23 protein-coding genes are annotated in these 23,963 nt (G+C 66.8%); 11 read left to right on the forward strand and 12 right to left on the reverse strand.

Annotation, left to right across the window (positions count from 1 at the left end; translation table 11 throughout):
* The first annotated feature begins 2 nt into the window (after positions 1 to 2).
* Positions 3 to 551: a DUF2867 domain-containing protein gene (locus KYK29_RS13650; protein ID WP_254691455.1), complete on the forward strand. Its 549-nt coding sequence runs from the start codon at positions 3 to 5 to the stop codon at positions 549 to 551.
* Here KYK29_RS13650 and KYK29_RS13655 read toward each other — a convergent pair.
* Together KYK29_RS13655 and KYK29_RS13660 are read right to left on the reverse strand one after the other, a co-directional pair.
* On the reverse strand, positions 529 to 1,635 hold the full coding sequence (locus KYK29_RS13655; RefSeq protein WP_254691456.1) for a TraB/GumN family protein: 1,107 nt from the start codon (positions 1,633 to 1,635) through the stop codon (positions 529 to 531). The genes KYK29_RS13650 and KYK29_RS13655 overlap by 23 nt on opposite strands.
* 149 nt (positions 1,636 to 1,784) lie before the next feature.
* Positions 1,785 to 2,720, reverse strand: coding sequence for a tyrosine recombinase XerC (locus KYK29_RS13660; protein ID WP_254691457.1), 936 nt, complete (start codon positions 2,718 to 2,720; stop codon positions 1,785 to 1,787).
* 221 nt (positions 2,721 to 2,941) lie between these two features.
* Between KYK29_RS13660 and KYK29_RS13665 the strand changes: the two genes are divergently transcribed.
* The 8 genes from KYK29_RS13665 (at position 2,942) to KYK29_RS13700 (ending at position 12,628) form a co-directional block, all read left to right on the forward strand.
* A complete protein-coding gene (locus KYK29_RS13665) occupies positions 2,942 to 5,146 on the forward strand; it encodes a primosomal protein N' (protein WP_254691458.1) in 2,205 nt (734 codons plus the stop codon).
* A gap of 69 nt (positions 5,147 to 5,215) precedes the next feature.
* A complete protein-coding gene (locus KYK29_RS13670) occupies positions 5,216 to 5,599 on the forward strand; it encodes an AGROH133_08824 family phage infection protein (RefSeq protein ID WP_254691459.1) in 384 nt (127 codons plus the stop codon).
* Between the two features lie 232 nt (positions 5,600 to 5,831).
* Positions 5,832 to 6,392: a F0F1 ATP synthase subunit delta gene (locus KYK29_RS13675; protein ID WP_254691460.1), complete on the forward strand. Its 561-nt coding sequence runs from the start codon at positions 5,832 to 5,834 to the stop codon at positions 6,390 to 6,392.
* Positions 6,392 to 7,921, forward strand: coding sequence for a F0F1 ATP synthase subunit alpha (atpA, locus tag KYK29_RS13680; RefSeq protein ID WP_254691461.1), 1,530 nt, complete (start codon positions 6,392 to 6,394; stop codon positions 7,919 to 7,921). The genes KYK29_RS13675 and atpA overlap by 1 nt, the downstream gene beginning before the upstream one ends.
* 118 nt (positions 7,922 to 8,039) lie before the next feature.
* Positions 8,040 to 8,921, forward strand: coding sequence for a F0F1 ATP synthase subunit gamma (locus KYK29_RS13685; RefSeq protein WP_254691462.1), 882 nt, complete (start codon positions 8,040 to 8,042; stop codon positions 8,919 to 8,921).
* A 26-nt stretch (positions 8,922 to 8,947) separates the two neighbouring features.
* A complete protein-coding gene (atpD, locus tag KYK29_RS13690; protein WP_254691463.1) occupies positions 8,948 to 10,474 on the forward strand; it encodes a F0F1 ATP synthase subunit beta in 1,527 nt (508 codons plus the stop codon).
* Between the two features lie 122 nt (positions 10,475 to 10,596).
* Entirely contained in the window at positions 10,597 to 11,004 is a 408-nt protein-coding gene (locus KYK29_RS13695) for a F0F1 ATP synthase subunit epsilon (RefSeq protein ID WP_254691464.1), read from the forward strand.
* A 196-nt stretch (positions 11,005 to 11,200) separates the two neighbouring features.
* A complete protein-coding gene (locus KYK29_RS13700; protein WP_254691465.1) occupies positions 11,201 to 12,628 on the forward strand; it encodes a mannose-1-phosphate guanylyltransferase/mannose-6-phosphate isomerase in 1,428 nt (475 codons plus the stop codon).
* 12 nt (positions 12,629 to 12,640) lie between these two features.
* On the opposite strand, the gene KYK29_RS13705 is transcribed toward KYK29_RS13700, so the two are convergent.
* Positions 12,641 to 13,273: a hypothetical protein gene (locus KYK29_RS13705; protein WP_254691466.1), complete on the reverse strand. Its 633-nt coding sequence runs from the start codon at positions 13,271 to 13,273 to the stop codon at positions 12,641 to 12,643.
* A gap of 194 nt (positions 13,274 to 13,467) precedes the next feature.
* Positions 13,468 to 14,256: a DUF6030 family protein gene (locus KYK29_RS13710; protein WP_254691467.1), complete on the reverse strand. Its 789-nt coding sequence runs from the start codon at positions 14,254 to 14,256 to the stop codon at positions 13,468 to 13,470.
* A 211-nt stretch (positions 14,257 to 14,467) separates the two neighbouring features.
* Between KYK29_RS13710 and ubiG the strand changes: the two genes are divergently transcribed.
* Positions 14,468 to 15,247, forward strand: coding sequence for a bifunctional 2-polyprenyl-6-hydroxyphenol methylase/3-demethylubiquinol 3-O-methyltransferase UbiG (gene ubiG / locus KYK29_RS13715; protein ID WP_254691468.1), 780 nt, complete (start codon positions 14,468 to 14,470; stop codon positions 15,245 to 15,247).
* A gap of 22 nt (positions 15,248 to 15,269) precedes the next feature.
* Here ubiG and KYK29_RS13720 read toward each other — a convergent pair whose 3' ends face one another.
* The 3 genes from KYK29_RS13720 to cbiE all read right to left on the reverse strand — a co-directional run bounded on the left by KYK29_RS13720 (position 15,270) and on the right by cbiE (position 18,940).
* Positions 15,270 to 16,718: an aldehyde dehydrogenase family protein gene (locus KYK29_RS13720; RefSeq protein ID WP_254691469.1), complete on the reverse strand. Its 1,449-nt coding sequence runs from the start codon at positions 16,716 to 16,718 to the stop codon at positions 15,270 to 15,272.
* Positions 16,719 to 16,847: 129 nt separating this feature from the next.
* A complete protein-coding gene (cobM, locus tag KYK29_RS13725) occupies positions 16,848 to 17,609 on the reverse strand; it encodes a precorrin-4 C(11)-methyltransferase (RefSeq protein ID WP_254691470.1) in 762 nt (253 codons plus the stop codon).
* Positions 17,610 to 17,677: 68 nt separating this feature from the next.
* A complete protein-coding gene (gene cbiE, locus KYK29_RS13730; RefSeq protein WP_437437255.1) occupies positions 17,678 to 18,940 on the reverse strand; it encodes a precorrin-6y C5,15-methyltransferase (decarboxylating) subunit CbiE in 1,263 nt (420 codons plus the stop codon).
* On the opposite strand from cbiE, the gene KYK29_RS13735 reads away from it, so the two are divergent.
* Positions 18,882 to 19,688: a cobalt-precorrin-6A reductase gene (locus KYK29_RS13735; RefSeq protein ID WP_254691472.1), complete on the forward strand. Its 807-nt coding sequence runs from the start codon at positions 18,882 to 18,884 to the stop codon at positions 19,686 to 19,688. The two genes, cbiE and KYK29_RS13735, sit on opposite strands and share 59 nt — an antisense overlap.
* Here KYK29_RS13735 and KYK29_RS13740 read toward each other — a convergent pair.
* From KYK29_RS13740 to cobF, 5 genes are read right to left on the reverse strand one after another with little or no spacing between them, the layout of a single operon-like run.
* Positions 19,652 to 20,416 carry a precorrin-3B C(17)-methyltransferase gene (locus KYK29_RS13740; protein WP_254691473.1) on the reverse strand — a complete coding sequence of 255 codons (765 nt, stop codon included), beginning with the start codon at positions 20,414 to 20,416 and terminating at the stop codon, positions 19,652 to 19,654. The two genes, KYK29_RS13735 and KYK29_RS13740, sit on opposite strands and share 37 nt — an antisense overlap.
* The gene (locus KYK29_RS13745) at positions 20,413 to 21,144 is read right to left on the reverse strand and encodes a precorrin-2 C(20)-methyltransferase (RefSeq protein ID WP_254691474.1); all 732 of its coding nucleotides are present in this window, start codon (positions 21,142 to 21,144) and stop codon (positions 20,413 to 20,415) included. The genes KYK29_RS13740 and KYK29_RS13745 overlap by 4 nt, the downstream gene beginning before the upstream one ends.
* The gene (locus KYK29_RS13750) at positions 21,141 to 21,773 is read right to left on the reverse strand and encodes a precorrin-8X methylmutase (protein ID WP_254691475.1); all 633 of its coding nucleotides are present in this window, start codon (positions 21,771 to 21,773) and stop codon (positions 21,141 to 21,143) included. The genes KYK29_RS13745 and KYK29_RS13750 overlap by 4 nt, the downstream gene beginning before the upstream one ends.
* Complete coding sequence (gene cobG, locus KYK29_RS13755) at positions 21,770 to 23,092, reverse strand: precorrin-3B synthase (RefSeq protein WP_254691476.1); 1,323 nt, start codon at positions 23,090 to 23,092, stop codon at positions 21,770 to 21,772. Before cobG ends, KYK29_RS13750 begins: the two co-directional genes overlap by 4 nt.
* Positions 23,089 to 23,871, reverse strand: a complete 783-nt coding sequence (gene cobF, locus KYK29_RS13760) for a precorrin-6A synthase (deacetylating) (protein ID WP_367880996.1) — start codon at positions 23,869 to 23,871, stop codon at positions 23,089 to 23,091. Before cobF ends, cobG begins: the two co-directional genes overlap by 4 nt.
* Positions 23,872 to 23,963 lie beyond the last annotated feature (92 nt).

Here is a 23,963-nt window from a genome sequence, read left to right on the forward strand (position 1 = left end):
ATATGTCCCCCGTTTCGAGGCCTGTCTTTCTTCCTCACCCGCTGCTGCCGGATGCCGACTGGGCCGACCGTTTCACCCTGCGTCTGCCGGCCGGCGGCCTGACGGCGCGGCACGCGGCCCGTCTGACGCTGGAGCGTCCGCCGTTGCGCATCCGCGCCTTCCTCGTCTCGCGCAACCGTCTGGTCGCGCCCTTCGGCTGGAAGAAAACGCCCGCAGAGGACGGCGCGACGATCGGCGGGATCCCGGTGATCAGCGCCGGCGACGACCGTGTCGTGCTCGGCGCCGATGGCCGGCATCTGGATTTCCGCATCGTCATCGATGTCCGGCAGGACCGGCCGCGCGGCCAGACGCTGAGCTTCATGACGTTGCTGCGCCGCAGGAGCCTGCCCGCAAGGCTCTATCTCGCCGCCGTCCTGCCTTTTCACAAATATGTGCTGCGCGGCCTGCTCGCCGGGATCGACCGGCCCGGGCCCCGCGAACGGAAGAGGACAGGCGAAGCCTATGGAGATGGCGACGCGGCGCTGACGCTCACTCGACGCGGGAAAGGGTGAAACCCTGCCGGCGGAGGAGTTCCACGACCCCTTCTTCGCCCGGCAGATGCAGCGCGCCGACCGCCATGAAGGCATTGCCCCGCGCAAGCATCGGTGCGGCGCGTTCGGCCATGAGATGATTACGGTCGACGATGATGCGCTGCTCGAAATCCGCATAGGCTTCGGCGTCATCACCGGTGGCTTCGGCGCCGTCGGCGGTTTCGGGCGTTGCCGCGCGCATCATCGGCATGATCGTTCCGGTCTCGCCAGCGAGGTAAAGCTGGATCATCGTCTCCGTCACGTCTTGCAGGGCGTCGCCGAGCTTCAGCGTCTGGATCAGTCCCTGGACCTGCGGCTCCATCGGTAAAGAGTCGAGCGCGGAAATCTGCTCGACCAGCGTTTCCAGCCCTTGCAGCGTCTTGCCCTCGGCAAGCGCGTCGCGCGCAAGACGCTGATCGAGAAAGGCGATGCCTTTCGCCTTGCGGGCCGTCTCGCAGGCCGGCAGCGCCACGAAGCTCATGATCATCCAGGGTTTCATGCGCACGACGGCGGAAAGGGGAATGCCGCGCTTGCGAAGCCCTTCGGAAAGCACCTCCGTTTCCCTGGCGTCGATAAGATCGGTGATGCGCCCTCCCGCCGCGAACATCGTGAGGTCGGGACGGGCGAGGATGGCCGCTCCGGCCTTCTTCTCGTCGGCGATCTCGTCCGATTCGATAATAACGGTTCCGGCGGCGGCGAAGGCCGCGCGGGCGGGCTCCGGCATGGCGACCACCCGCGGATCGGTTACATGCATGGTGCCGAGCAGCCAGGAGGGCTCCACGCCATCCTTCTCGATCTTCCAGAAGATGCCCTTGCCGTTTCGGACCGCGTCCGCTTCGGCGCGCACCGTCGCGAAGGCGGTGGGATCGTCCTTCTCCATCCGGACGAGCAGGTTGTCGCCGCCGCATTCCGCCGCCGTCTGCGCGCGCGCCGGCGAGAGGGAAAACAGCACGATGAGGACGGCGAGCGCGGCAAGCACATGGACGGCGGCCAGCATCCCGAGCGCCGCGTCGGCGAGCCGGTCGGCAAGCGGGCCGCGCTGGCGTGCGAAGGATCGAGCGGTCATGGAGACTCCTGTCGTTTCGCGGCGATGCCAGAGCACTTCCGCATTGCCGGACGCAAAACCGCTGCGCACCTCTGCTGGAATGACCCTAGCGTCCGATTTCTTATAATGTCTTAAATGCGGGCGCATCCGGGCGGGGCTTGCGCACCGGTTCAGGCGCGTGGATGCGCGCGGTCGTAGATCTCCAGCAGCCGCGCCGAATCGACGCCCGTATAGACCTGGGTCGTCGACAGGCTGGCGTGGCCGAGCAGTTCCTGGATGGTTCGCAGGTCGCCGCCGCCGGCCAGCAGATGCGTCGCGAAGGAGTGCCGCAGCGCATGGGGCGTGGCGCTGTCGGGCAGGCCAAGCGCGCCGCGCAGCTTCTGCATCTCGCGCTGGATGATGGCCGGCTGCAACGGGCCGCCGCGCGCGCCGCGAAAGAGCGGCCTGTCTTCGGCAAGCACCATGGGGCAAAGGCCGAGATAGAGGTCGACGGCGGCCCGCGCCGCCGCGATCAACGGCACGATGCGGGTCTTGCCGCCCTTGCCGGTGATGCGCAGCGCCGTCGGCGCGCCGGAAAAATCGACGGGCGTCAGCCCCAGCGCCTCGGAGATCCGCAGGCCGCAGCCGTAGAGCAGCGTCAGAACGGCGGCGTTGCGCGCCCGGATCCACGGTTCCTCCGCAAGCTGTTCGCCGGCGTCGACGACGGCGACGGCCTGCCGGTCGGTCAGCGGCTTCGGCAGGGACTTCGGCTGTTTCGGCGATGTGATCGCCGCCGCGCCCGCCGCATTGGCGAGCCCCTTGCGCTCCAGATAGCGCAGGAAGGAGCGCAGGCCCGCAAGTCCCCGCCCCAGCGTGCGCGCGCCGGCGCCGTCCCGCCGCCGTGCGGCAAGAAACCCCCGCAGGTCCGCCGGGCGAAGCGCGCCGATATCCTGGAGCCGCGCCGGCTGGGCAAGATGGCCGGTGAGGAAGGTGAAGAACTGCCGGGTGTCGCGCTCATAGGCGTCGAGCGTGTGCTTCGACAGGCGCCGCTCGTCCGCAAGCGTTGCAAGCCAGGCCTGCCGTTGCGCCAATAGCGCCGGATCGGCGATGATGAGAAATTCGTTCATTGCATGTGCGAATTCGTTGACAAGCGCTCGCGCCTTTCCGCCGGCCTCGCGATCGAGGCGCCTTTCCGATGATCGCCGGTTTCCGTTAGGGATTTGCTAACGCTTGCCGCCCTCCCGGCAAGAAGGCCGGCCATCCATTTATCCTCCGTCAGGAAGACGGAAATCTTTACGGTTTCCTTCCGGTCGCGACGGGGGCATCTTCGCCGCGCATGAACAAGGACATGACCAGCGATTCGACCGATCTTTTCGGGGAGAAGCTCTTTCCGCGCACCGTGCCCGTACTGGTGCCGGTGCCGACGCCTGCGCCCTATTCCTATCGCGTGCCGGACGGCATGGCGGTCGAGCCCGGCTCGATCGTGCAGGTGCCGCTCGGGCCGCGTCTGGTGGCGGGCGTGGTCTGGGAGGGCGGCGACGACGGCGGCATCGATCCAAAGAAGCTGCGACCCATCGAGAAGGTGTTCGATTGCCCGCCGCTGTCGAGGGAGATGCGCGACTTCCTCGACTGGGTCTCCGCCTATACGCTGACGCCGCCCGGCCTCGTGGCGCGCATGGCGTTGCGTGCGCCGGCCGCCTTCGATCCCGAACCGATGATCGAGGGGCTTCGCTATACCGGCCACCGGCCGGAACGGCTGACGAGCGCCCGCGAACGGGTGCTGGAGCTGATCGGGGACGGCGCCGCCTGGACCCGCTCCGGCCTTGCGCACGCCTCCGGCACGTCGGCGAGCGTCATCGACGGGCTTGTGAGACAGGGCACGTTCGAGACCGTCTTCCTGCCGCCGCCGCCGGTCGTCGCTCCGCCCGATCCGGATTACGTCGCGCCGCGCCTCGAAGGCCCGCAGACGCAGAGCGCGGCGGAACTGGTCGAGAGCGTGCGGACGGGCGAATTTTCCGTTTCGCTGATCGATGGCATCACCGGCTCGGGCAAGACGGAAGTCTATTTCGAGGCGATCGCCGAGGTGCTCAGAAAGGGCCGGCAAGTGCTGATCCTCCTGCCGGAGATCGCGCTGACGGCGAGCTTCCTGGAGCGTTTCCAGGACCGTTTCGGGGCAAAGCCCGCAGAATGGCATTCCGACCTTGCGCCCCGCACCCGCGAAAAGGTCTGGCGGCAGGTGACGACCGGCGATGTGCGCGTGGTGGCCGGTGCGCGCTCGGCGCTCTTCCTGCCGTTTGAGAACCTCGGGCTCGTCATCGTCGACGAGGAGCACGATCCGGCCTACAAACAGGAGGATCGCGTCTTCTACAACGCCCGCGACATGGCGGTGGTGCGCGCGCGCATCGGCGATTTCCCCGCCGTCCTCGTCTCGGCGACGCCCTCGGTGGAAAGCCGGGTCAACAGCGACGTCGGGCGCTATCGCAAGCTGCATCTGCCAACCCGCTACGGCGATGCGGCGCTCCCCGACCTCCATCTCGTCGACATGCGCCGCCATCCGCCGGCGCGCGGCGGCTTCCTCTCTCCGGTCATGCTGCGCGGCATTGCCCGCACCATCGAAAAGCGCGAGCAGGCGCTGCTGTTCCTGAACCGTCGCGGCTATGCGCCGCTGACGCTCTGCCGGGTCTGCGGCCATCGCTTCCAGTGCCCGCAATGCTCAAGCTGGCTGGTCGAGCACCGTTTCCGCGGCCAGATCCAGTGCCATCATTGCGGCTATGGCGAGCGCACGCCGGAAGCCTGTCCGGAATGCGGCACCTTCGACCATCTCGCCGCCTGCGGGCCGGGTATCGAGCGCATCGCTGAGGAGGTGGAGCGTCACTTCCCCGAAGCGCGCACCATCGTTTTGTCGTCCGACCTGATGGGCGTGAAGCGGCTGAGGCTGGAACTGGAGGCGATCGCCCGGGGCGAGGCGGATATCGTCATCGGCACGCAGCTCGTCGCCAAGGGGCACAATTTCCCGCGGATGTCGCTGGTCGGCGTCGTCGATGCGGATCTCGGGCTTTCGAACGGCGATCCGCGCGCGGCCGAACGCACCTTCCAGCTGCTTTATCAGGTGACCGGCCGCGCCGGCCGCGCCGGGCTGAAGAGCCATGGCCTCATCCAGACCTACCAGCCGCTCCACCCGGTCATGCAGGCAATCGTCTCGGGCGATCCGGACGCCTTCTACGATCGCGAGGTCGGGGAAAGGGAAAAGGCGCTGCTGCCGCCGTTCGGCCGGCTGGCTTCGGTCATCGTCTCCGCCGACAATCGCGGCGAGGCGGAGACCCACGCGCGCGCGTTGCGTCAGGCCGCGCCCCAGGCCGACGGCATTTCCGTGCTCGGGCCGGCGGAGGCTCCGCTGGCGCTGATCCGCGGCCGTCATCGCTTCCGGTTGCTGGTGCATGGCCGTCGCGGCAGCGACATGCAGGGTTTCCTGCGCCGGATGCTGGCGCAGGGACCGAAGGAACGGGCCTCGCTCCAGGTTCAGATCGACATCGATCCCCAGAGCTTTCTGTGAGGGCTTTGCGGCGGCCGGGCGCTATGCGATAGACAGGTGAAAGCGGACGCCGACAGGGGGAGACGCGGCATGGAATTTTACATACCGGAGGAAACCGGCGAGCTTCTGGCCTTTTGCGCGGCCCTTCTGACCGGCGTCATCGGACTTTTCGGGCTCTTCGCGCCGCGCCTGACGTTGCGGCTGGCCGGCCTTTCGCTTGCCGGGCCTTCCCGCGAGGGGCTGGCCTTCGCCCGCTCGGCCGGCGGCTTTCGGGCCGGGCTCGCCGTCGTCGCGCTGCTGATGGCGCAAAGCTGGATCTATATGGCGATCGGCGGCGCTTTCGCCCTTGCCGCCTTCGGCCGCATCCTGTCTTTGATGTCGGACGGTTCCGCCTCACCCGGCAACCTTGCAATCCTCGCCGTGGAGATCGTTCTGGCCGGCCTGCCGCTCGGCTATGCCTTCGGTTTCCTGTAGGGGCAGCAGCGGGGCGCGGAACTTTTTGTGTCCTCCAGGCCCGAGTTAGGCGCATTCCTTCGGCAGGCGTGTTGCGAGTCCGCACGTCCTATGCTAGACGAACCGCGAAATTCAGGAAAAGCGGACCTAAAGACCTGTAATACCTGAAAATTACCGCAACGATGTCAACATCTTGGAACAGCAGCCTCGCTGCCGCCGGGGCTGTTGATGAAAAGAAGAGAAGCTCGAGCCCGTGGCAGACACATCCCAGCTTGTTTCCGGTGTTGCAGAAAGATACGCATCCTCGCTTTTCGACCTCGCGCTGGAAGCCGGCTCCGCCGACAGCGTCGGCGCTGAACTGGACCGGGTCCAGGCGATGATCGACGAGAGCAGCGATCTCAAGCGGCTGATTACCAGCCCCGTCTTTTCCGCCGAAGAGCAGACCAGGGCGATCGCCGCCGTCGCCGCCAAGGCAGGCATTGCGGGCCTCGTCGGCAACTTCCTCCAGGTGGTGGCCTCCAACAGGCGTCTTTTCGCCATTCCCGGCATGATCAAGGCCTATCGCGCTATCGCGGCGCGCCATCGCGGCGAGATCAATGCCGAGGTCACCTCCGCCCATGCGCTTTCCGCAGCGCAGGAAACTGAATTGAAGGCGGCGCTGAAAGGCGTCACCGGCAAAGACGTGGCGGTTTCCGTCACCGTCGACCCGTCCATTCTCGGTGGCCTGATCGTCAAGGTCGGTTCCCGCCAGATCGACACTTCCCTTCGCACCAAACTCTCTACCCTTAAGCTTGCACTGAAAGAGGTCGGCTGATGGATATCCGCGCCGCGGAAATTTCCGCAATTCTCAAAGATCAGATCAAAAATTTCGGCAAAGAGGCGGAAGTCTCGGAAGTCGGCCAGGTGCTCTCCGTCGGTGACGGCATCGCCCGCGTTTACGGCCTCGACAATGTTCAGGCCGGTGAAATGGTGGAGTTCCCCGGTGGTATCCGTGGCATGGCGCTGAACCTGGAAAGCGACAACGTCGGTGTCGTTATCTTCGGTTCGGACCGTGACATCAAGGAAGGCGACACCGTCAAGCGGACCGGCGCCATCGTTGACGTCCCGGTCGGTCCGGAACTGCTCGGCCGCGTCGTCGACGCGCTCGGCAACCCGATCGACGGCAAGGGCCCGATCAACGCCAAGCAGCGTTCGCGTGTTGACGTGAAGGCTCCGGGCATCATTCCGCGCAAGTCGGTGCATGAGCCGATGTCGACCGGCCTCAAGGCCATCGACGCCCTCATCCCGGTCGGCCGCGGCCAGCGCGAGCTGGTCATCGGTGACCGCCAGACCGGCAAGACCGCGATCATTCTGGACACGATCCTGAACCAGAAGGCGATCCACGACAACGGCCCGGACGGCGACAAGCTCTTCTGCGTCTACGTCGCCATCGGCCAGAAGCGTTCGACCGTCGCCCAGTTCGTGAAGGTGCTCGAAGAGCGCGGCGCTCTCCAGTATTCGATCATCGTTGCCGCGACGGCGTCCGATCCGGCGCCGATGCAGTATCTCGCACCGTTCGCCGGTTGCGCGATGGGCGAATACTTCCGTGACAACGGCCAGCACGCCCTCATCGGTTACGACGACCTTTCCAAGCAGGCCGTTTCCTACCGTCAGATGTCGCTGCTGCTGCGCCGCCCGCCGGGCCGCGAAGCCTATCCGGGCGACGTCTTCTATCTGCACTCGCGTCTTCTCGAGCGTGCTGCAAAGCTCAACGACGACATGGGCGCCGGCTCGCTGACGGCCCTTCCGGTCATCGAGACCCAGGGCAACGACGTTTCGGCGTTCATCCCGACCAACGTGATCTCGATCACCGATGGCCAGATCTTCCTTGAGACGGACCTGTTCTACCAGGGTATCCGCCCGGCCGTGAACGTCGGCCTGTCGGTTTCCCGCGTCGGCTCGTCGGCCCAGATCAAGGCGATGAAGCAGGTCGCCGGCTCGATCAAGGGCGAGCTTGCCCAGTATCGCGAAATGGCCGCCTTCGCCCAGTTCGGCTCGGACCTCGACGCCGCCACGCAGCGCCTCCTCAATCGTGGCGCCCGCCTGACGGAACTCCTGAAGCAGCCGCAGTTCTCGCCGCTCAAGACGGAAGAACAGGTCGCGGTGATCTTCGCCGGCGTTAACGGCTATCTCGACAAGATCGCCGTCGGCGATGTCGGCAAGTTCGAGCAGGGCCTGCTCGCCTACCTGCGTTCGGAAGGCAAGGCCATCCTCGACACGATCCGCACCGAAAAGGCGATCAGCGACGAGACCAAGGGCAAGCTCAAGGACGCCCTCGACGCCTACGCCAAGAGCTTCGGCTGAGGCGACGCCTCTCGTCAACGTCCTGCGCGCTCGGCGCGCGGGATCGCCCGGGAACTTTGATTGACGCATGATCCAGGCCGGAGATTTTCTCCGGGATCGTGTTACAGGACGGAAACGGATGCCTTCACTTAAGGATCTGAAAAACCGGATCGCCTCCGTCAAGGCGACGCAGAAGATCACCAAGGCGATGAAAATGGTCGCCGCGGCGAAGCTTCGACGCGCCCAGGAAGCGGCCGAGGCCGCCCGGCCCTATTCGCAGCGCATGAACGCTGTTCTCGCCAATATCGCCCAGGCCGTCGGCCAGGACGATGCCGCGCCGCGCCTGATGACCGGCACCGGCAAGGACGACGTTCATCTTCTGATCGTCTGCACCGCCGAGCGCGGCCTTTGCGGCGGCTTCAATTCGCAGATCGCCCGTCTGGCGCGCGACCATACCCGCAAGCTTCTCGCCGAGGGCAAGACGGTCAAGATCATCTGCGTCGGCAAGAAGGGCTTCGATATCCTGCGGCGCGAATTCGCCTCGCTGATCATCGACCGTGTCGATCTGCGCGAAGTCAAGCGTATCGGCTTTGCCAACGCCGACCAGATCGGCCGGAAGGTTATCGAGCTGTTCGGAAAGGGCGAGTTCGACGTTTGCACGTTGTTCTATTCCGAGTTCAAGTCGGTCATTTCGCAGATTCCGACCGCGCTCCAGCTCGTGCCCGCCGCCGCTCCGGCGGTTGCCGACGAGACGACGGGCGCATCGGCGATCTACGACTACGAGCCGGATGCCGCCGCGATCCTCGACGATCTCATTCCGCGCAACATCTCCGTCCAGATCTTCCGGGCCCTGCTCGAGAACGTCGCGGGCGAGATGGGCGCCAAGATGAGCGCCATGGACAATGCGACGCGAAATGCCGGTGAAATGATCGACAAGCTGACGCTCAACTACAACCGTCAGCGTCAGGCTCAGATCACCACGGAACTCATCGAAATCATTGCGGGCGCTGAAGCGCTCTAAGGACCAGGACAAAGAGGGTAAGAGATATGGCTAAGGCAGCTACCCCGAAGGAAACCGCAGCGGAGAAGAAGCCGGCTGCACGCAGGCCGGCGGCACGCACCGCTGCTGCAACCAAGGCCGCAGCTCCGGCAGCCGCCGGGGCGACCGGTCGCGTCACCCAGGTCATCGGCGCCGTCGTCGACGTCGCCTTCGATGGCGATCTGCCGCTGATCCTGAACGCGCTGGAAACCGACAACAACGGCAACCGCCTCGTTCTCGAAGTCGCCCAGCACCTGGGTGAGAACACGGTTCGCACGATCGCCATGGACTCGACCGAAGGTCTCGTGCGCGGCCAGCCGGTCAGCGATACCGGCGCTCCGATCTCCGTTCCGGTCGGCGACGAGACTCTCGGCCGCATCATGAACGTCATCGGCGAGCCGGTCGACGAGGCGGGCCCGCTCGTCACGTCGGCAAAGCGCGCGATCCACCAGGACGCCCCGGCATACGTCGAGCAGTCCACGGAAGCTGAAATCCTCGTCACCGGCATCAAGGTCGTCGATCTTCTCGCGCCCTACGCCAAGGGCGGCAAGATCGGCCTCTTCGGCGGCGCAGGCGTCGGCAAGACCGTTCTGATCATGGAACTGATCAACAACGTCGCCAAGGCGCACGGCGGTTACTCGGTGTTTGCCGGCGTGGGCGAGCGTACCCGCGAAGGCAACGACCTCTACCACGAGATGATCGAATCCGGCGTGAACAAGCTCGGCGGCGGCGAAGGCTCCAAGGCCGCGCTCGTCTACGGCCAGATGAACGAGCCTCCGGGCGCCCGCGCCCGCGTCGCGCTGACGGGTCTGACGATCGCCGAGGACTTCCGCGACAAGGGTCAGGACGTTCTGTTCTTCGTCGACAACATCTTCCGCTTCACGCAGGCCGGTTCCGAAGTGTCCGCACTTCTCGGCCGTATCCCCTCGGCCGTGGGCTATCAGCCGACGCTCGCCACCGACATGGGTTCGATGCAGGAGCGCATCACCACCACGACCAAGGGCTCGATCACCTCGGTGCAGGCGATCTACGTTCCCGCCGACGACCTGACCGACCCGGCGCCGGCGACCTCGTTTGCCCACCTGGACGCCACGACGGTTCTGTCGCGCTCGATCGCCGAGAAGGGCATCTATCCGGCCGTTGACCCGCTCGACTCGACCTCGCGCATGCTCGACCCGATGGTTGTCGGCGAAGAGCACTACGAAGTCGCCCGCAAGGTTCAGACGACCCTGCAACGCTACAAGGCGCTTCAGGACATCATCGCCATCCTCGGCATGGACGAACTGTCGGAAGACGACAAGCTGGCCGTCGCCCGCGCCCGCAAGATCGAACGCTTCCTGTCGCAGCCGTTCTTCGTCGCCGAAGTCTTCACCGGCTCGCCGGGCAAGCTCGTCGCGCTCGAAGACACGATCAAGGGCTTCAAGGGCCTCGTCAACGGCGAATACGACCATCTGCCGGAAGCGGCCTTCTACATGGTCGGCTCCATCGAGGAAGCCGTCGAGAAGGCCAAGAAGCTGGCTGCCGAAGCCGCTTGACGAACGACGGGCGTCCGCAGGCCGGGCGCCCTTTCCTGCTGTCGCAATTCCGGGTGGAAAACCGCGCGGTATTTTTCCCGGAATTGCTCCCGGCCGTATGAAATCAGAAGAAGTGAATGGTCATGGCTGACAATTTCAACTTTGAACTCGTTTCTCCCGAGCGCCTGCTGGTTTCCGGCAGCGTCAGCGAAGTCGTCATCCCGGCGAGCGAGGGCGAGATGACCGTCATGGCTAATCATGCGCCGACGATGACGACGATCAAGCCCGGCGTCGTCACGATCAAGTTCGCCGATGGCAAGAACGACAGCTATGTGGTTTTCGGCGGTTTCGCGGATATCGTCCCGACCGGTTGCACGCTGCTGGCCGAATCGGCGGTCCATATCGAGGAGGTCAAGAGCGAGGACATCGTGCGCCGTATCGAAGCCGCGCGGGCCGAGCTGGAGAACGCCAGGGAAGACGACCACAAATACGGTCTTCAGAGCTACCTCGCGGAGCTTACCACGCTACAAGGTATCGTCGTCCCGGTCTGACGCCGGCCGGAACATGCCTGCCTTTCCCGACAGCCCGCCTTTGGCGGGCTGTCGCCTTTTCGGGCAAGGAACCGATGCGCCGGGGAAAGATTTCGACTTCTTCGCTTGCATCCTCCGCTTGCATGATTCCTTAATCGGATTCCGCTTTAAAATCCTGAACAGACGGACGCGGACGAAGGGCAAGGAGAGCCGGATCATGACCAGCAAGATCGTACCCGTAATCATGGCAGGCGGTAAGGGAACCCGTCTGTGGCCGCTTTCCCGCTCTTCCGCGCCGAAGCAGTTTCTCGAGTTTCTCGGGGAAAAGACGCTGTTCCAGAAGACGCTGGAGCGCGTGTCGGACCGCAAGCTCTATAGTCCGGCGATCGTCGTGACGAATGCCGACTTCCGGTTCCTCGTCGCGGAACAGGCGCGGGCTGCCGGCGCGGCGCTTGCCACCATCCTGCTCGAACCCGTGCCGCGCAACACCGCCCCGGCGCTTGCCGCCGCGGCGATCGTGGCGGAGGCCCGCCACGGCGACGACGCCATCATGCAGGTTCTGGCCTCCGATCACGAGATCGACGCCGGCGAGGCCTATTTCGACTGCATTCTCAAGGCGCGCGATGCGGCGCGGGACGATCACCTCGTCACCTTCGGCATCGCGCCGACGGAGCCGGCCACCGGTTACGGCTATATCGAGATCGGCGAGGCTGTCGGCAATGGCGCACATGCGGTTCGCCGTTTCGTGGAGAAGCCTGATCGGGAAAATGCGCAAGCCATGCTCGATCAGGGCGGCTACCTCTGGAACTCCGGCATGTTCATGCTGCCGGTCGGCCTGTTTCTCAGCGAATTGCGCCAATATGCGCCCGCCGTGCTGGACGCCGCCCGCTCCGCCGTCGAGAAAGCCCGCCACGATCTCGATTTCGAGCGTCTGGACGAGGAGGCCTTCGCCCGTGCGCCGGATATCTCCGTCGACTACGCGATCTTCGAAAAGACGCCGATTGCCGCCGTCGTTCCCTCGCCTTTCCGGTGGTCGGACCTCGGCAGCTGGGACGCCGTGTGGAAGACCGGAAAGCGCGATGAGGCCGGCAATGTCGCGGACGGCAGTACCACCTTGCTCGATACGCGCAACTCGCTGGTCATTTCCCGCGATATCCATGTCGCCGTGCAGGGGCTGGACGACCTCGCGGTGATCGCCAGCGAGGACGCCGTCTATGTGGGGCGCATGGAGGACAGCCAGGACGTCGGAAAACTGGTCAAGCATCTGGCGGCGGCCGCCAGAACCTCGAAGCTCACCGAGACCCATCCGACGTCCTATCGCCCCTGGGGCGGCTATACGTCGGTGCTGAACGGCGAGCGGTTTCAGGTGAAGCGGCTGTTCGTGACGCCCGGCAAGCGGCTGTCCCTGCAAAAACACCATCATCGCTCGGAACATTGGGTCGTGGTGCGCGGTACGGCGGAGGTCACCATCGGCGACAGGACCATGTCGCTGCGTGAAAACGAGTCGGTCTATATTCCCCAGGGCGAGATGCACCGGCTGGCCAATCCGGGAAAGATCCTGCTCGAACTGATCGAAGTCCAGACCGGATCCTATCTGGGAGAAGACGACATCATCCGTATCGAGGATGAATTCGGCCGCGGCTGATCTGGACGGCGTTCAGCGTTTTTCGCCCGGCGGGCATCGCCGGGTTTCGCGGCACCGCGCGTCGGCCCAGATGCCCTTGCGCATCCGCATGGCCTCTTCCTGCGCTGCGGCCAGCGCGGGCAGGGCGGCCCATCCGGCGCCGTTCTCGATAATGACCGTGGCAAGATCCCGGCCCTGCCGGCGGCAGGTGACGAAGGAGACCGTTGCGAGACGGAAATCCTCCTCACAGGCGAGCGCCACGTTCTGGACGAGCCGGCGCAGGAGCACCCGGGCCTGCTGTCCGCAGATGGCGAGGCCGCCATCCGCCTGCCGGCAGCGCCGCCCCGGGTCGACCGCAACGACGCCCGTCAGGACGTAGATGCGCCCGCCGTCGCGAAAGGACGCGCTATCGAAAACGGTGGCGCGGGATGATATCCGCAGCGGGAAGCGCTCCGGCAGGCGCTCGACGGCGATACGCTCGTAGGGCTGGTTGTTGCGATCGATGCGTATCGGCCGGTCGGTCCAGACCGGCTCGTCGTGTCGCAGGTTTCCGCTGTCGCCGGCCCAGGGCGCGCCGGCGGGCGGGAGACTGAGAAGAATGAGCGCGCAAACGGCATGAACGCCGCCTCGCCATCTCCTTCCGCGTTTCCCCGTCCGGCAGGTCATCGTCCTGTCCTCCTGCTCCGACGCCAAGGCAATTCCGGTGAAATCCGGCGCATCGGGATTGCTCTATAGCGGTTCCGGTTTTCACAGAATCGGCAGAGCCGCTCTATCTCTTTGTTTTAGCCGCATTTCCGGACGCAAAACCGTTTCACACTTTTGCTGGAAATGCTCTAACATATCGCTTCTACCGGCTTCACCTACGGCCCTTCGCGAAGCGGCAGCCAGCGGCTGCGGTCGAAGTAATCCGGCAGATAGCTGCCGCGATTGCGCTTGCGGTCGGGCGTCACGATGAAATTATAGCGCGGCGTTTCCGAAAATTCCTTGCCGAGCCGGATGCGATTGCCGAAGCGGATGAGATCGAACTCCTTAAGGGCGCGAAGGTCGGCAAAAATGTCCGGCGCCTCTTCCCAGCGCACCTCGTCGAGGAAAACGCCGATGGCGGCAAGGGTGACGTCGATCACGCGGTCCCGGGTCTGCGGGTTCTCGATATTGAGCTTGATGCGGAAGGAGGAGATCCGCGTCTCGGCATTGCCGCGGATCGACAGGAACGCCGAGGAGGGAGCGGTGGTGTCGCTGTCTGCGGGGAAGTCGCGATAGGACTGGCACTCCCAGCTTTGCTTGTCGAAAACGCCGGTCCGCCAGCCGGAATTGGGAAAGCCCGCCTCCGTCAGCGCCGCGCAAAGCCGTTCGGGCGGCTGGCGGATAGTGCGCACGAATTGGGCCGGCGCCATTGCGACCGGCGCGAAGAGACGATCCGGCAGCAAGCCGCGCGGGCGAGGCATGCGGTTTCCCCGCAGTTCCTGCGACGGCGGATCATCCCGGCTTCGTCCGACCTCGATCGGCGGGAGATCGAAAGAGAGCAGCAGGCGGTTGAGGTTGCGATAGCCGTTGGCCATCAGCACGGTCGCGCCGATCGCGCCGACGAGAAGGGTCGCCAGCAGCGCAAAGACGGTCAAGCCCGATCTGCCCTTCGTTCGCGTCGTCATGCCGATCGCGACCTCGTCCCAAACGCTGCGGCTTGCGGCATTGCGGATGTTCACCCCGAACGGCGCGCCGGCAAGCCTTCGATCCGCCGATCCCTCGCTTTCTGATAGGCTACAAGCGCAGGGCTCGCAAGCGTCACCGGCCGCGCCCCCTTGACATCCGGGGCCGCCGGGTCGACTTCACAGGATGAAGCGATGCGAGGGAGACCGGACCATGAGCGAAGAGACAGCAGGCGAAGGCGCCACCAGGCAAGCGCCCCGCACCACGATCGATCCGGCGGAAGTCGAGCGTTTTTCGGCCATGGCGGCGGAATGGTGGGATCCGACCGGAAAGTTCCGGCCGCTGCACAAGTTCAATCCCATCCGCCTTTCCTATGTCCGCGATCTCGTTTCCGCCCAGTTCGGCCGCGACCCGGCGTCGCACCGCCCGCTGGAGGGCCTGCGCGTTCTCGATATCGGCTGTGGCGGCGGGCTCCTTTCCGAGCCGGTCGCCCGCATGGGCGCGGATGTGCTGGGGGCCGACGCCTCGGAGAAGAACATCGGCATCGCCCGGACCCATGCCGCCGGCAGCGGCGTGCCGGTCGACTACCGCGCGGTGACGGCGGAAGCACTCGCCGAAGCCGGGGAGACCTTCGACGTGGTGCTCAATATGGAGGTCGTCGAACATGTCGCCGACGTCGACTTCTTCCTCACCACCTGCGCCTCCATGGTGCGGCCGGGCGGCATGATGTTCGTCGCAACGATCAACCGCACGATGAAGGCGGCGGCGCTTGCCATTTTCGCCGCCGAGAACGTGCTGCGCTGGCTGCCGCGCGGCACCCACCAATATGAGAAGCTGGTGCGGCCGGAAGAGATCGAGAGGCCGCTTGCCGCTTCCGGCCTGACGATCACCGACCGGACCGGTGTGTTCTTCAATCCGCTCGCCAACCAGTGGAGCCTCTCGAAGGACATGGACGTCAACTATATGCTCGTCGCCCGCCGCCCGGCGGTCTGAGCCGGGCGGGGGAGCGGCGGCGTCAGCCGCTGATCAGCTTGACTTCCATGAAGTCCTCGAGACCCCAGGCGCCGCCCTCGCGGCCGACGCCGGACTGCTTGTAACCGCCGAAGGGCGTTCCCGGCGCGCGCGAGGTTCCATTGATCTGCACCATGCCGGTGCGCAGCCGCCGCGCCACCCGCTGCGCCCGCTCCGGCGAGCCGGTCTGGACATAGCCGGAAAGGCCGTAGACCGTATCGTTGGCAATGCGGATGGCGTCTTCCTCGTCCTCGAAGGGGATCATCGCCAGAACCGGCCCGAAGACTTCCTCGCGCGCGATGGTCATGTCGTTGTCGACGTCGGCGAAGATCGTCGGGCGGACGAAATAGCCGCGTTCGAGACCGTCCGGACGCCCCGGGCCGCCAAGTACGAGGCGCGCGCCTTCGGCAATGCCCTTGTCGATCATCGAGGAGACCTTGTCGAACTGCGCCCTGGAGGAGAGCGGGCCGATATGGTCTCCGTCCCGGGCCGGGTCGTCGACCTTCACCTTCGCCCCGGCCTCGATGGCGAGCCGTACGGCCTCGTCGTAGACGGAGCGCTCCACCAGCATGCGCGTCGGCGCGTTGCACGACTGGCCGGTGTTTTCGAAGCAGTGCTGGATGCCCCGCTCGATCGCCGCCGGCAGGTCGCAATCGGCAAAGACGATATTGGGCGACTTGCCGCCGAGTTCCAGGGAAACGCGCTTGACGGTTGCCGCCGAGGCCCGGGAAACGGCGGTGCCGGCCCGGGTCGAGCCGGTGAAGGACATCATGTCGACGTCCGGATGGCCGGACAGCGCCTCTCCCACCACCACGCCTTCGCCGTTCACGAGGTTGAACACGCCTTTCGGCAGGCCGGCCTCGTCGACGAATTCGGCAAAGAGCATCGCCGAGAGCGGTGCGATCTCCGATGGCTTCAGCACCACCGTGCAGCCGACGGCGATGGCCGGCACCACCTTGAGGGCGATCTGGTTCATCGGCCAGTTCCAGGGCGTGATGAGGCCGCAGACGCCGATGGGCTCATGGACGACGCGCTGTTCCGACTGTTCGGGGTTGGGCTGCCGCTCGAAGTCATAAGCCTTGAAGGCGCGGATGAAGGCTTCCAGATGCGAAAGGCCGACGGCGGCCTGGGAATTGCGCGCAAGCCTGATCGGCGCGCCCATCTCCAGACTGATCGTCTCGGCCATTTCGTCCATACGGCGGCGATAGATCGCCGCAAGCCGTTCGAGGAAGGCGACCCGCTCCTCGCGCGCCGTGGCGCTCCAGCCGTCGAAGGCGCGCCGCGCTGCCGCCACGGCCTGATCGATATCGGCCGCAGAACCCGCCGAAATCCGCGCGAAGGCCGCCTCGGTCGCCGGGTTCACCACCTCGATCACCGGAGCGTCGGCAGGCCGCACCCACTGGCCATCGATGTAGAAATTCAGTCTGTCGGTCATTGCGTTCTTCTGAAGCATGCTGCTTTCCCGTCTGGCCGCCCTCCTCCGGGCGATTGTTTCCTCACGAAGCCGCCCGCTGCGGCCGGACAATTTCAGCATATTCCCGTCCGGGCCGCCAGTCCGCCCGGTTCGTTGCCGGACTATCGGTTAGCCTTCGCGACCGCGGAAACGCCGCTGGTAGGCCGGATCGTAGAGCGAGCTTTCCCGGAAATCCGCCGCCGCCAGCGTTTGGCCGACGAAGATCAGCGCGGTGCGCTCGATCGGATCCTCGGCGACCCTTGCCGCGATATCGCCGAGCGTTCCGCGCAGGATCCGCTCATCCGGCCAGGAGGCCTTGACGATGATGGCGACCGGGCAATCCGCGCCGTAGAGCGGCGTCAGGTCACGCACCACGTCCTCCAGCGCGTGGATGGCGAGATGGATGGCGAGGGTTGCTCCCGTCGCGCCGAACGCCTGCAAGGTCTCGCGATTCGGCATCGGGGATGCCCGTCCCGAGACCCGGGTCAGCACCAGGCTCTGGGCGACGGCCGGAATGGTCAGTTCGCGGCCCAGCGCGGCGGCGGCGGCGGCGAAGGAGGGCACGCCCGGCGTCAGCGTATAGGCGATGCCATGGCGCTCGAGTCGCCGGATCTGCTCGGCCACGGCGCTCCAGACCGAAAGGTCGCCGGAGTGCAGACGCGCCACGTCCTCGCCGGCTTCGGCCGCACGCAGATATTCCGCCTCGATCTCGTCGAGCGCCATCGGGGCGGTGTCGACGATGCGCGCGCCGGGCGGGCAATAGGCGAGAAGTTCCGGCGAGACGATGGATCCCGCGTAGAGGCAGACGGGGCATCGGCCGATGAGATCGCGCCCGCGCACCGTGATGAGATCGGCGGCGCCCGGTCCGGCGCCGATGAAATGGACCGTCATGTTCTTTCCTCGATTTTCCGCACAGATTGATCCCCGTTCTTTCCGCCAGTCCGCCCGTCGGCCCGCCCTTACGGGCTCTCGCCGCTCTCCGGTTTCCTCCAGCGCCATTGCGTGACCGGCATGGCCGGCCGCCAGCCGGTCATCCGCCCTACCGGCGCGGCGCGGGCGATGTCGATGCGGATGAGGCTGCCGCCGAGGCGGGCATGATGGTCGAGAAGCACCCTCTCCATTTCGGTTGTCACCGCATTGGCGACGAGCCGCCCGCCCGGCCTGAGGCCGGCGAGCGCCGTCGCCATCACGCCCGGCTCGCTGCCGCCGCCGCCGATGAACACGGCGTCCGCTGCGGCAAGCGCCGCCAGCGCTGCCGGAGCCGCCCCTTCCACGACCGCAAGCGCCGGCACGCCGAAGCGGCCGGCGTTATACCGGATGCGCGCGGCGCGCGTCGCATCGGCCTCGATGGCGATGGCGGTGAGCGACGGATCGGCCAGCATCCACTCGATGCCGATGGAACCGGAGCCCGCGCCGATGTCCCAAAGCCGCTCGCCGCGTCGAGGGGCGAGCGCGGAAAGCGTCAGCGCCCGCACCTCCCGCTTGGTGATCTGCCCGTCGTGTTCGAAAAGGTCGTCGTCAAGGCCCGGCGTCAGCGCGAGCACCCGCGCGTGGTCTCCGGCTTCGACCTCGATGGCGCAGACGTTCAGCATGTCGGCGCCGGACAGCGCGAAATGTCCGGCGCGGTGATGGCTCACCCGTTCACGCGGTCCCCCGAGCGCTTCCAGCACGCTGAGCGCGGATCCCCCGAAACCGTTCTCGACGAGAAGTTCCGCCAGCGCCGCCGGCCCGTCGCTGTCGGACGTCAGCGCCAGAATGCGGCTTTGCGGATGGAGATGGGGACGGATGAGATCGAGCGGGCGGCCGTGAAGCGAAAGGCAGATCGTATCCTGCAAGGCCCAGCCCATGCGGGCCGCCGCGAGGCTGAAGGCGGAGGGCGCGGAGAAAACCCGCATTTCCGCCCGCGGAACGCACCGCGACAGCGTCACCCCGACACCGTAGAAGAAGGGATCGCCGGAGGCGAGCACGGCGACCGGTTGTCCGCGCGCGGCAAGCACCGCTTCGACGGAACGCTCGAACGGGCTGAGCCAGACGTGACGCTCGCCCCGGATCGCGTCGGCGGCCAGTTCCAGATGACGCGCGCCGCCGAAGACGATCGCCGCTTGCGCGATTGCCGCCTTGGCCGCATCGCCGAGACCGGCTAGACCGTCCTCGCCGATACCGATGACGGCAAGCCACGGCGGAAGGGACGCATCAGCATTGGACAAGGCACGGATCCTCATTCTGGGCGGCACGGCCGAAGCCCGCGCGCTGGCGGCCCGCTTCGACGCCGGCGGCGAGCACCGCGTCACGCTGTCGCTGGCCGGCCGCACGCTCGATCCCGCCCGGCAGCCCGTTCCGGTCCGGACCGGCGGTTTCGGCGGGGTGGCCGGACTGGAGGCCTATCTCCGTCAGGAGCAGATCGACCTGCTGATCGATGCGACGCATCCTTTCGCGCGCCGGATCTCCGAAAATGCGGACGCGGCGGCGAAGGCCGCCGGCGTGCCGCTGCTGCGGCTCGAACGGCGCGGCTGGGAGGAGACGGAGACCGACCGCTGGATCCGGGTCGGTTCGATTGCAGAAGCGGTGACCGCCCTCGGCGAAAGGCCGCGCCGCGTTTTCCTCGCCATCGGCCGGCAGGAGGCCGGCGCCTTCGACGCCGCGCCGCAGCATCACTATCTCGTGCGCAGCGTCGATCCGGTCGTTCCGCCGCTTGCCGCGCCGCATGTGGATTATCTGCTGGCGCGGGGACCCTTCGCGGTGGAGGCGGAGGTCGATCTCCTGAAGCGCCGCCGCATCGAGATGATCGTCAGCAAGAACAGCGGCGGCGAGGCGACGGCGGCAAAGATCGTCGCCGCCCGCATCCTCGACCTGCCCGTCGTGATGATCGATCGTGGGGCCTCCGGCGGGGAAAACCGCGCTGAAACGGTGGGGGAGGCGATGCGGCTTGCCGGTCATCTGCTCGCGGCCCCCAGGAAGCGCGGCGTATAGACGAGGTCGGGGCGGCCGGGACGGGCGATCACGCGGGTTTCCGGCGAGCCGATGACCACGCAGGTGGCCATGTCCGCCCGCTCCGCCTCGGCCAGCGCGAGCGGCATCACCAGCATCTGTTCGTCCGGCCGGCCGGCGGCGCGGCCGAAGACGACCGGGGTTTCGGCCGGCAGTACCTCGCGCAGGATCTCGAAGGCGCGCCCGAGCTGCCATGGCCGCGCCTTGCTGATCGGATTGTAGAGCGCGATGACGAGACCGGCTTGCGAGACGAGCCGCAGCCGGGTCTCGATGACCTCCCAGGGCTTCAGGTTGTCGGAAAGCGAAAGCGCGCAGAAGTCGTGGCCGAGCGGCGCGCCGATGCGGGCCGCGACCGCCAGCATGGCGGTGACGCCGGGGACCACGACGAGGTCGATGGCCTTCCATTCCTCCGGTCCCGCGTCGATCGCCTCGCAGACGGCGGCCGCCATGGCGAAGACGCCCGGATCGCCCCCCGAGACGACGCAGACGTCGACGCCCGCCGCCGCGCGCGACAGCGCGGCCTGCGCCCGGTTCAGTTCCTCGCGGTTATCGGAGGCGACCCTTCGCTGATCGGGGCGTAGTTCCAGCCGGTCGATATAGGGGAAATAGCCGAAGAATTCGCGCGACGCCGCAACGGCCTGCCGCGCCTCCGGCGTCATCTGGTCCGGATTTCCGGGGCCGGTGCCGATCACAAACAGCCTGCCGGTCATGGCCTTGCACTCCAGCCGGGAACCAGCACCAGCGAGAAATAGGGCGCGATGTCGTCCGGCTTTTCGGCAAGGCGCAGCGAATGGCCCGCCGCCATGGTGCCGCGCTCCACATAGATCGCCTCGCCGAGCCGGCCGGCGGCGGCCAGCGCCCGGCGGATCTTCGGCAGGTTGCGGCCGACCTTCATGATGACGGCGGCCTGGGTATCGCCGAGCCGGCGCTCAAGATCCGCCTCGCCCATCGTCCCCGGCAGCACGCTGAGCACGTCGTCGCCCTGCACGATCGGCAGGCCCGAAAGCGACCAGCAGCCGGACATTGCCGTGATGCCGGGAATGACCTCGGTCGGGAAGCGATGCGCCAGCCGCACATGCAGGTGCATGTAGGAGCCGTAGAACATCGGATCGCCCTCCGAGAGGATCGCCACGGTGCGCCCAGCCGACAGTTCCGCCGCCACGGCGGCGGCCGATTCGTCGTAAAAGGCGGTGATCGGCCGGGTGTAGTCCTCGCGGTCCTTCTCCACTTCCGTGGTCACCGGATAGTAGAGCGGCAGTTCCGCAAGGCCCGGCTTCAGCAGGCCCTCGACGATGGCGCGACCGTTTCCGTTGCGCCCGGCCTTGGCGAACCAGGCAAGGACATCCGCCTCGCCGATGGCGCGCACGGCCTTCAGCGTCAGCAGCTCCGGATCGCCGGGGCCGGTGCCGACGCCGTAGAGCTTCCCCGCGCCGCTCACAGGCCGGGCCTTGCAAGCGCATTGAGGGCGGCGGCCGTCATGGCGCTGCCGCCGAGCCGGCCACGCACGATGGCGAAGGGCACGCCATAGGCGTTTTCGGCAAGCGCCTCCTTCGATTCGGCCGCCCCCACGAAACCGACCGGCATGCCGAGGATGGCCGCCGGCTTCGGTGCGCCGTCGCGCAGCAGTTCGAGCAGGTAGAAAAGCGCGGTCGGCGCGTTGCCGATGGCCACCACCGAGCCCGCCATGCGGTCGAGCCAGAGACGGATGGCCGCCGCCGAGCGGGTGTTGCCGATCTCATCGGCCAATTGCGGCGTGCGCGGATCGCGCAGGGTGCAGAGAATATCGTTTTCCGCCGGAAGCCGCGCCGCCGTGACGCCGCGCGCCACCATTTCCGCATCGCAGAGGATCGGCGCGCCGGCGACAAGCGCTCCGCGCGCCGCCGCCACGAAATCCGGCGAGAAGACGAAATGCTCCGCCGCCTCGACAAGGCCCGCCGCATGGATCATGCGCACGGCGACATCGGCTTCGGCTTCGGAAAAGCGCGCAAGGTCGGCCTCCGCGCGGATGATGGCGAAGGAGCGCTCATAGATGGCCGCGCCATCCTTGATATAGTCGTAGTGGATCATATCCTGCCCTGAAATGCGGTTTCAAACGGCTTTTCGCCCAGTCGGTCGTAAAGCGTGGAAAAGGTCTCGTCCGGCCGGCGTTCGCGCCGGACGAACGCGTCGAGGCGGGCAAGCGCGGCGGACAGATCGCCGGAGGCCACGACGGCGGCCGGTGCGTCGCCCGCCCTGCCGGACAGCACAAGGCCCGTTCCCTCTGGCGTGCCGACCAGCGTCAGCGACGCCCTGGCGGGATGGGCGCAGCCCTTCGGGCAGCCGGAGATATGGACGGACGCCGTGCCGTCGAGAAGCGTAGGCGCGGTTGCGCGAAGCGCGTCGGCGACGGCATGGGTGTCGAGCTTCGCCGCGGCGCAGCCGGCCGAGCCGGCGCAGACGGACAGCGCCAGGCCGGGATCGTCGGGATCGGTGCAGAAACCCCGGCCCTCCGCCCGTCGCCGGGCCGTGGCGATCTGCGCCTGGGCCAGTCCCCGCGCCAGCAGCGCGCGATGCGGCGCAAGGCGCATATCGGTGACGCCGAGTTCTTCGAGATCGTCGGCCAGCCCCGCCAGCCGGTCAGCGTCGACCTGGCCGTAGGGCAGGCGCAGGCCGAGTACGAAGGCGTCGTCCAGTGCGATCACGCCGACCGGCGGGCGAGGGGAAACGGGCCTCCATGCGGGGTCGTCCATGCGCTCTCCCGCCAGATCACGTCCCCGCGCGGCGGGACCACGCGCGTCGAGCAGGCGGAGAAGACGCAGAACCTCTTTAATAGCCTGCGATGCATCGAGCAGGGCGACGGGGCGGGCGGAAAATGCATTGCCTGCGATGGAAATCCGCCACCGCACCGCGTCTGCGCACCTGACGGCATCGAGACGCAGGTCGGCAACCATATCGGCAAGCGACAGCACGCCGCCGCCATCCACCACGATGGCGAGTTTCGGTGCAAGCGTCAGCGGCGGCTTGCAACCGGCGATCGCCGCTTCGAGGGCGGTGGCCAGAGGCCCGGCGTCCGCCGTCTCGGACGGGTCGAGCCCCGAAAGCGGCGGGGTCTCGATGGCGACCCCGGACCGCGGCGCGATGCCGGCTGCGTCGAGTGCTGCCCGAAGCTTCGGTGCGGTTTTGGCGGTGAGCCCCCGGATCTGGAGATTGCCCCGCGCGGTGATGTCGAGAATGCCGTTGCCGTGGCTGCGGGCAAGCTGCGCCAGGGTGCGCCATTGCGCGGGCGCAAGTCCGGCCGCCCGGGGCCTCAGCCGCACCAGCAATCCGTCGCCGGTTGGCATCGGCGTCAGGACCGAGGGGCAGGCGCCCCGCCGGAACGGGACTGTCAGGTCGGAGGCCGGGTTCATTCGCCCTCCTCGCCGCCGCTTTCGACAGGGCGGCGGATCAGATAGGTATCCATGATCCAGCCATGTTCGGCGCGGGCGGCCCGCCGGGTTTCGGCGATCGTGCCGGCGATCTCGCAAAGTCGGCCCGACAGCGTGATCTCCATCGGCGTTCCCAGATAGGCGCCCCAATGGATGACCGCATCGGGATCGTCCACCGTCTCGAAGGCCTGCACGCCGTCGAGCATCACCGCGATGTCGCGCACGCTTTCCGGCCAGCCCGCGGAAAGCCGGCGGCCGGTGGTGACCTGGACGGGCAGGCCGATCCGGTTCAGCGGGATGCGGTGGCTGGCGCAAAGCGCCTGAAGGCTGGTGATGCCGGGAATGACGTCATAGTCGAAGGCGACCCGCCCGGCGGTGCGTACCAGATCGATGATGCGGATGGTGCTGTCATAGAGCATCGGGTCGCCCCAGACGAGCAGGCCGAGGGTCTCGTCCGCGTCGAGATTTTCCAGCAGCATCCGCTCGTAGATCGCGGCGATTGCGGTGTGCCAATCGGTGACGCCGGCGCCGTAGTCGCCGTCGGCGCGCCGTTTGGGAACCGGGAACTCGTGGATACGGGGCATCCGGCCGGTGATGAAGCGCTCGCAGATATCGTGACGCAGCGTCGCCAGAAAGGCTTTCTCGTCGCCCTTGGTCGGAATAAACAGGACGTCGCAGGCGTTCAGCGCATCGATGGCCTGAACGGTCATGTGATCGGGATTTCCCGTTCCTATCCCGATGATGCGAATGCGTCTCGTCACGTCTGCCTCCGTGCGCTCTTGCGCTGCCGGCTGTTGCCGCGTCCCGGAATGGGTCCCGCTTCTCCTTCCTAATCTCAAACGGTGGTGGAAAA

This window comes from Shinella daejeonensis (genome assembly GCF_024281235.1).
Lineage (GTDB): Bacteria > Pseudomonadota > Alphaproteobacteria > Rhizobiales > Rhizobiaceae > Shinella > Shinella daejeonensis.

Excerpts from the sequence above, each read along its gene's own strand:
- KYK29_RS13650 (WP_254691455.1), top strand. The coding sequence starts at position 3 with ATGTCCCCCGTTTCGAGGCCTGTCTTTCTTCCTCACCCGCTGCTGCCG.
- KYK29_RS13655 (WP_254691456.1), bottom strand. The coding sequence starts at position 1,635 with ATGACCGCTCGATCCTTCGCACGCCAGCGCGGCCCGCTTGCCGACCGG.
- KYK29_RS13660 (WP_254691457.1), bottom strand. The coding sequence starts at position 2,720 with ATGAACGAATTTCTCATCATCGCCGATCCGGCGCTATTGGCGCAACGG.
- KYK29_RS13665 (WP_254691458.1), top strand. The coding sequence starts at position 2,942 with ATGACCAGCGATTCGACCGATCTTTTCGGGGAGAAGCTCTTTCCGCGC.
- KYK29_RS13670 (WP_254691459.1), top strand. The coding sequence starts at position 5,216 with ATGGAATTTTACATACCGGAGGAAACCGGCGAGCTTCTGGCCTTTTGC.
- atpA (WP_254691461.1), top strand. The coding sequence starts at position 6,392 with ATGGATATCCGCGCCGCGGAAATTTCCGCAATTCTCAAAGATCAGATC.
- KYK29_RS13685 (WP_254691462.1), top strand. The coding sequence starts at position 8,040 with ATGCCTTCACTTAAGGATCTGAAAAACCGGATCGCCTCCGTCAAGGCG.
- atpD (WP_254691463.1), top strand. The coding sequence starts at position 8,948 with ATGGCTAAGGCAGCTACCCCGAAGGAAACCGCAGCGGAGAAGAAGCCG.
- KYK29_RS13695 (WP_254691464.1), top strand. The coding sequence starts at position 10,597 with ATGGCTGACAATTTCAACTTTGAACTCGTTTCTCCCGAGCGCCTGCTG.
- KYK29_RS13700 (WP_254691465.1), top strand. The coding sequence starts at position 11,201 with ATGACCAGCAAGATCGTACCCGTAATCATGGCAGGCGGTAAGGGAACC.
- KYK29_RS13705 (WP_254691466.1), bottom strand. The coding sequence starts at position 13,273 with ATGACCTGCCGGACGGGGAAACGCGGAAGGAGATGGCGAGGCGGCGTT.
- KYK29_RS13710 (WP_254691467.1), bottom strand. The coding sequence starts at position 14,256 with ATGACGACGCGAACGAAGGGCAGATCGGGCTTGACCGTCTTTGCGCTG.
- ubiG (WP_254691468.1), top strand. The coding sequence starts at position 14,468 with ATGAGCGAAGAGACAGCAGGCGAAGGCGCCACCAGGCAAGCGCCCCGC.
- KYK29_RS13720 (WP_254691469.1), bottom strand. The coding sequence starts at position 16,718 with ATGCTTCAGAAGAACGCAATGACCGACAGACTGAATTTCTACATCGAT.
- cobM (WP_254691470.1), bottom strand. The coding sequence starts at position 17,609 with ATGACGGTCCATTTCATCGGCGCCGGACCGGGCGCCGCCGATCTCATC.
- KYK29_RS13735 (WP_254691472.1), top strand. The coding sequence starts at position 18,882 with ATGACGGCAAGCCACGGCGGAAGGGACGCATCAGCATTGGACAAGGCA.
- cbiE (WP_437437255.1), bottom strand. The coding sequence starts at position 18,940 with ATGAGGATCCGTGCCTTGTCCAATGCTGATGCGTCCCTTCCGCCGTGG.
- KYK29_RS13740 (WP_254691473.1), bottom strand. The coding sequence starts at position 20,416 with ATGACCGGCAGGCTGTTTGTGATCGGCACCGGCCCCGGAAATCCGGAC.
- KYK29_RS13750 (WP_254691475.1), bottom strand. The coding sequence starts at position 21,773 with ATGATCCACTACGACTATATCAAGGATGGCGCGGCCATCTATGAGCGC.
- cobG (WP_254691476.1), bottom strand. The coding sequence starts at position 23,092 with ATGAACCCGGCCTCCGACCTGACAGTCCCGTTCCGGCGGGGCGCCTGC.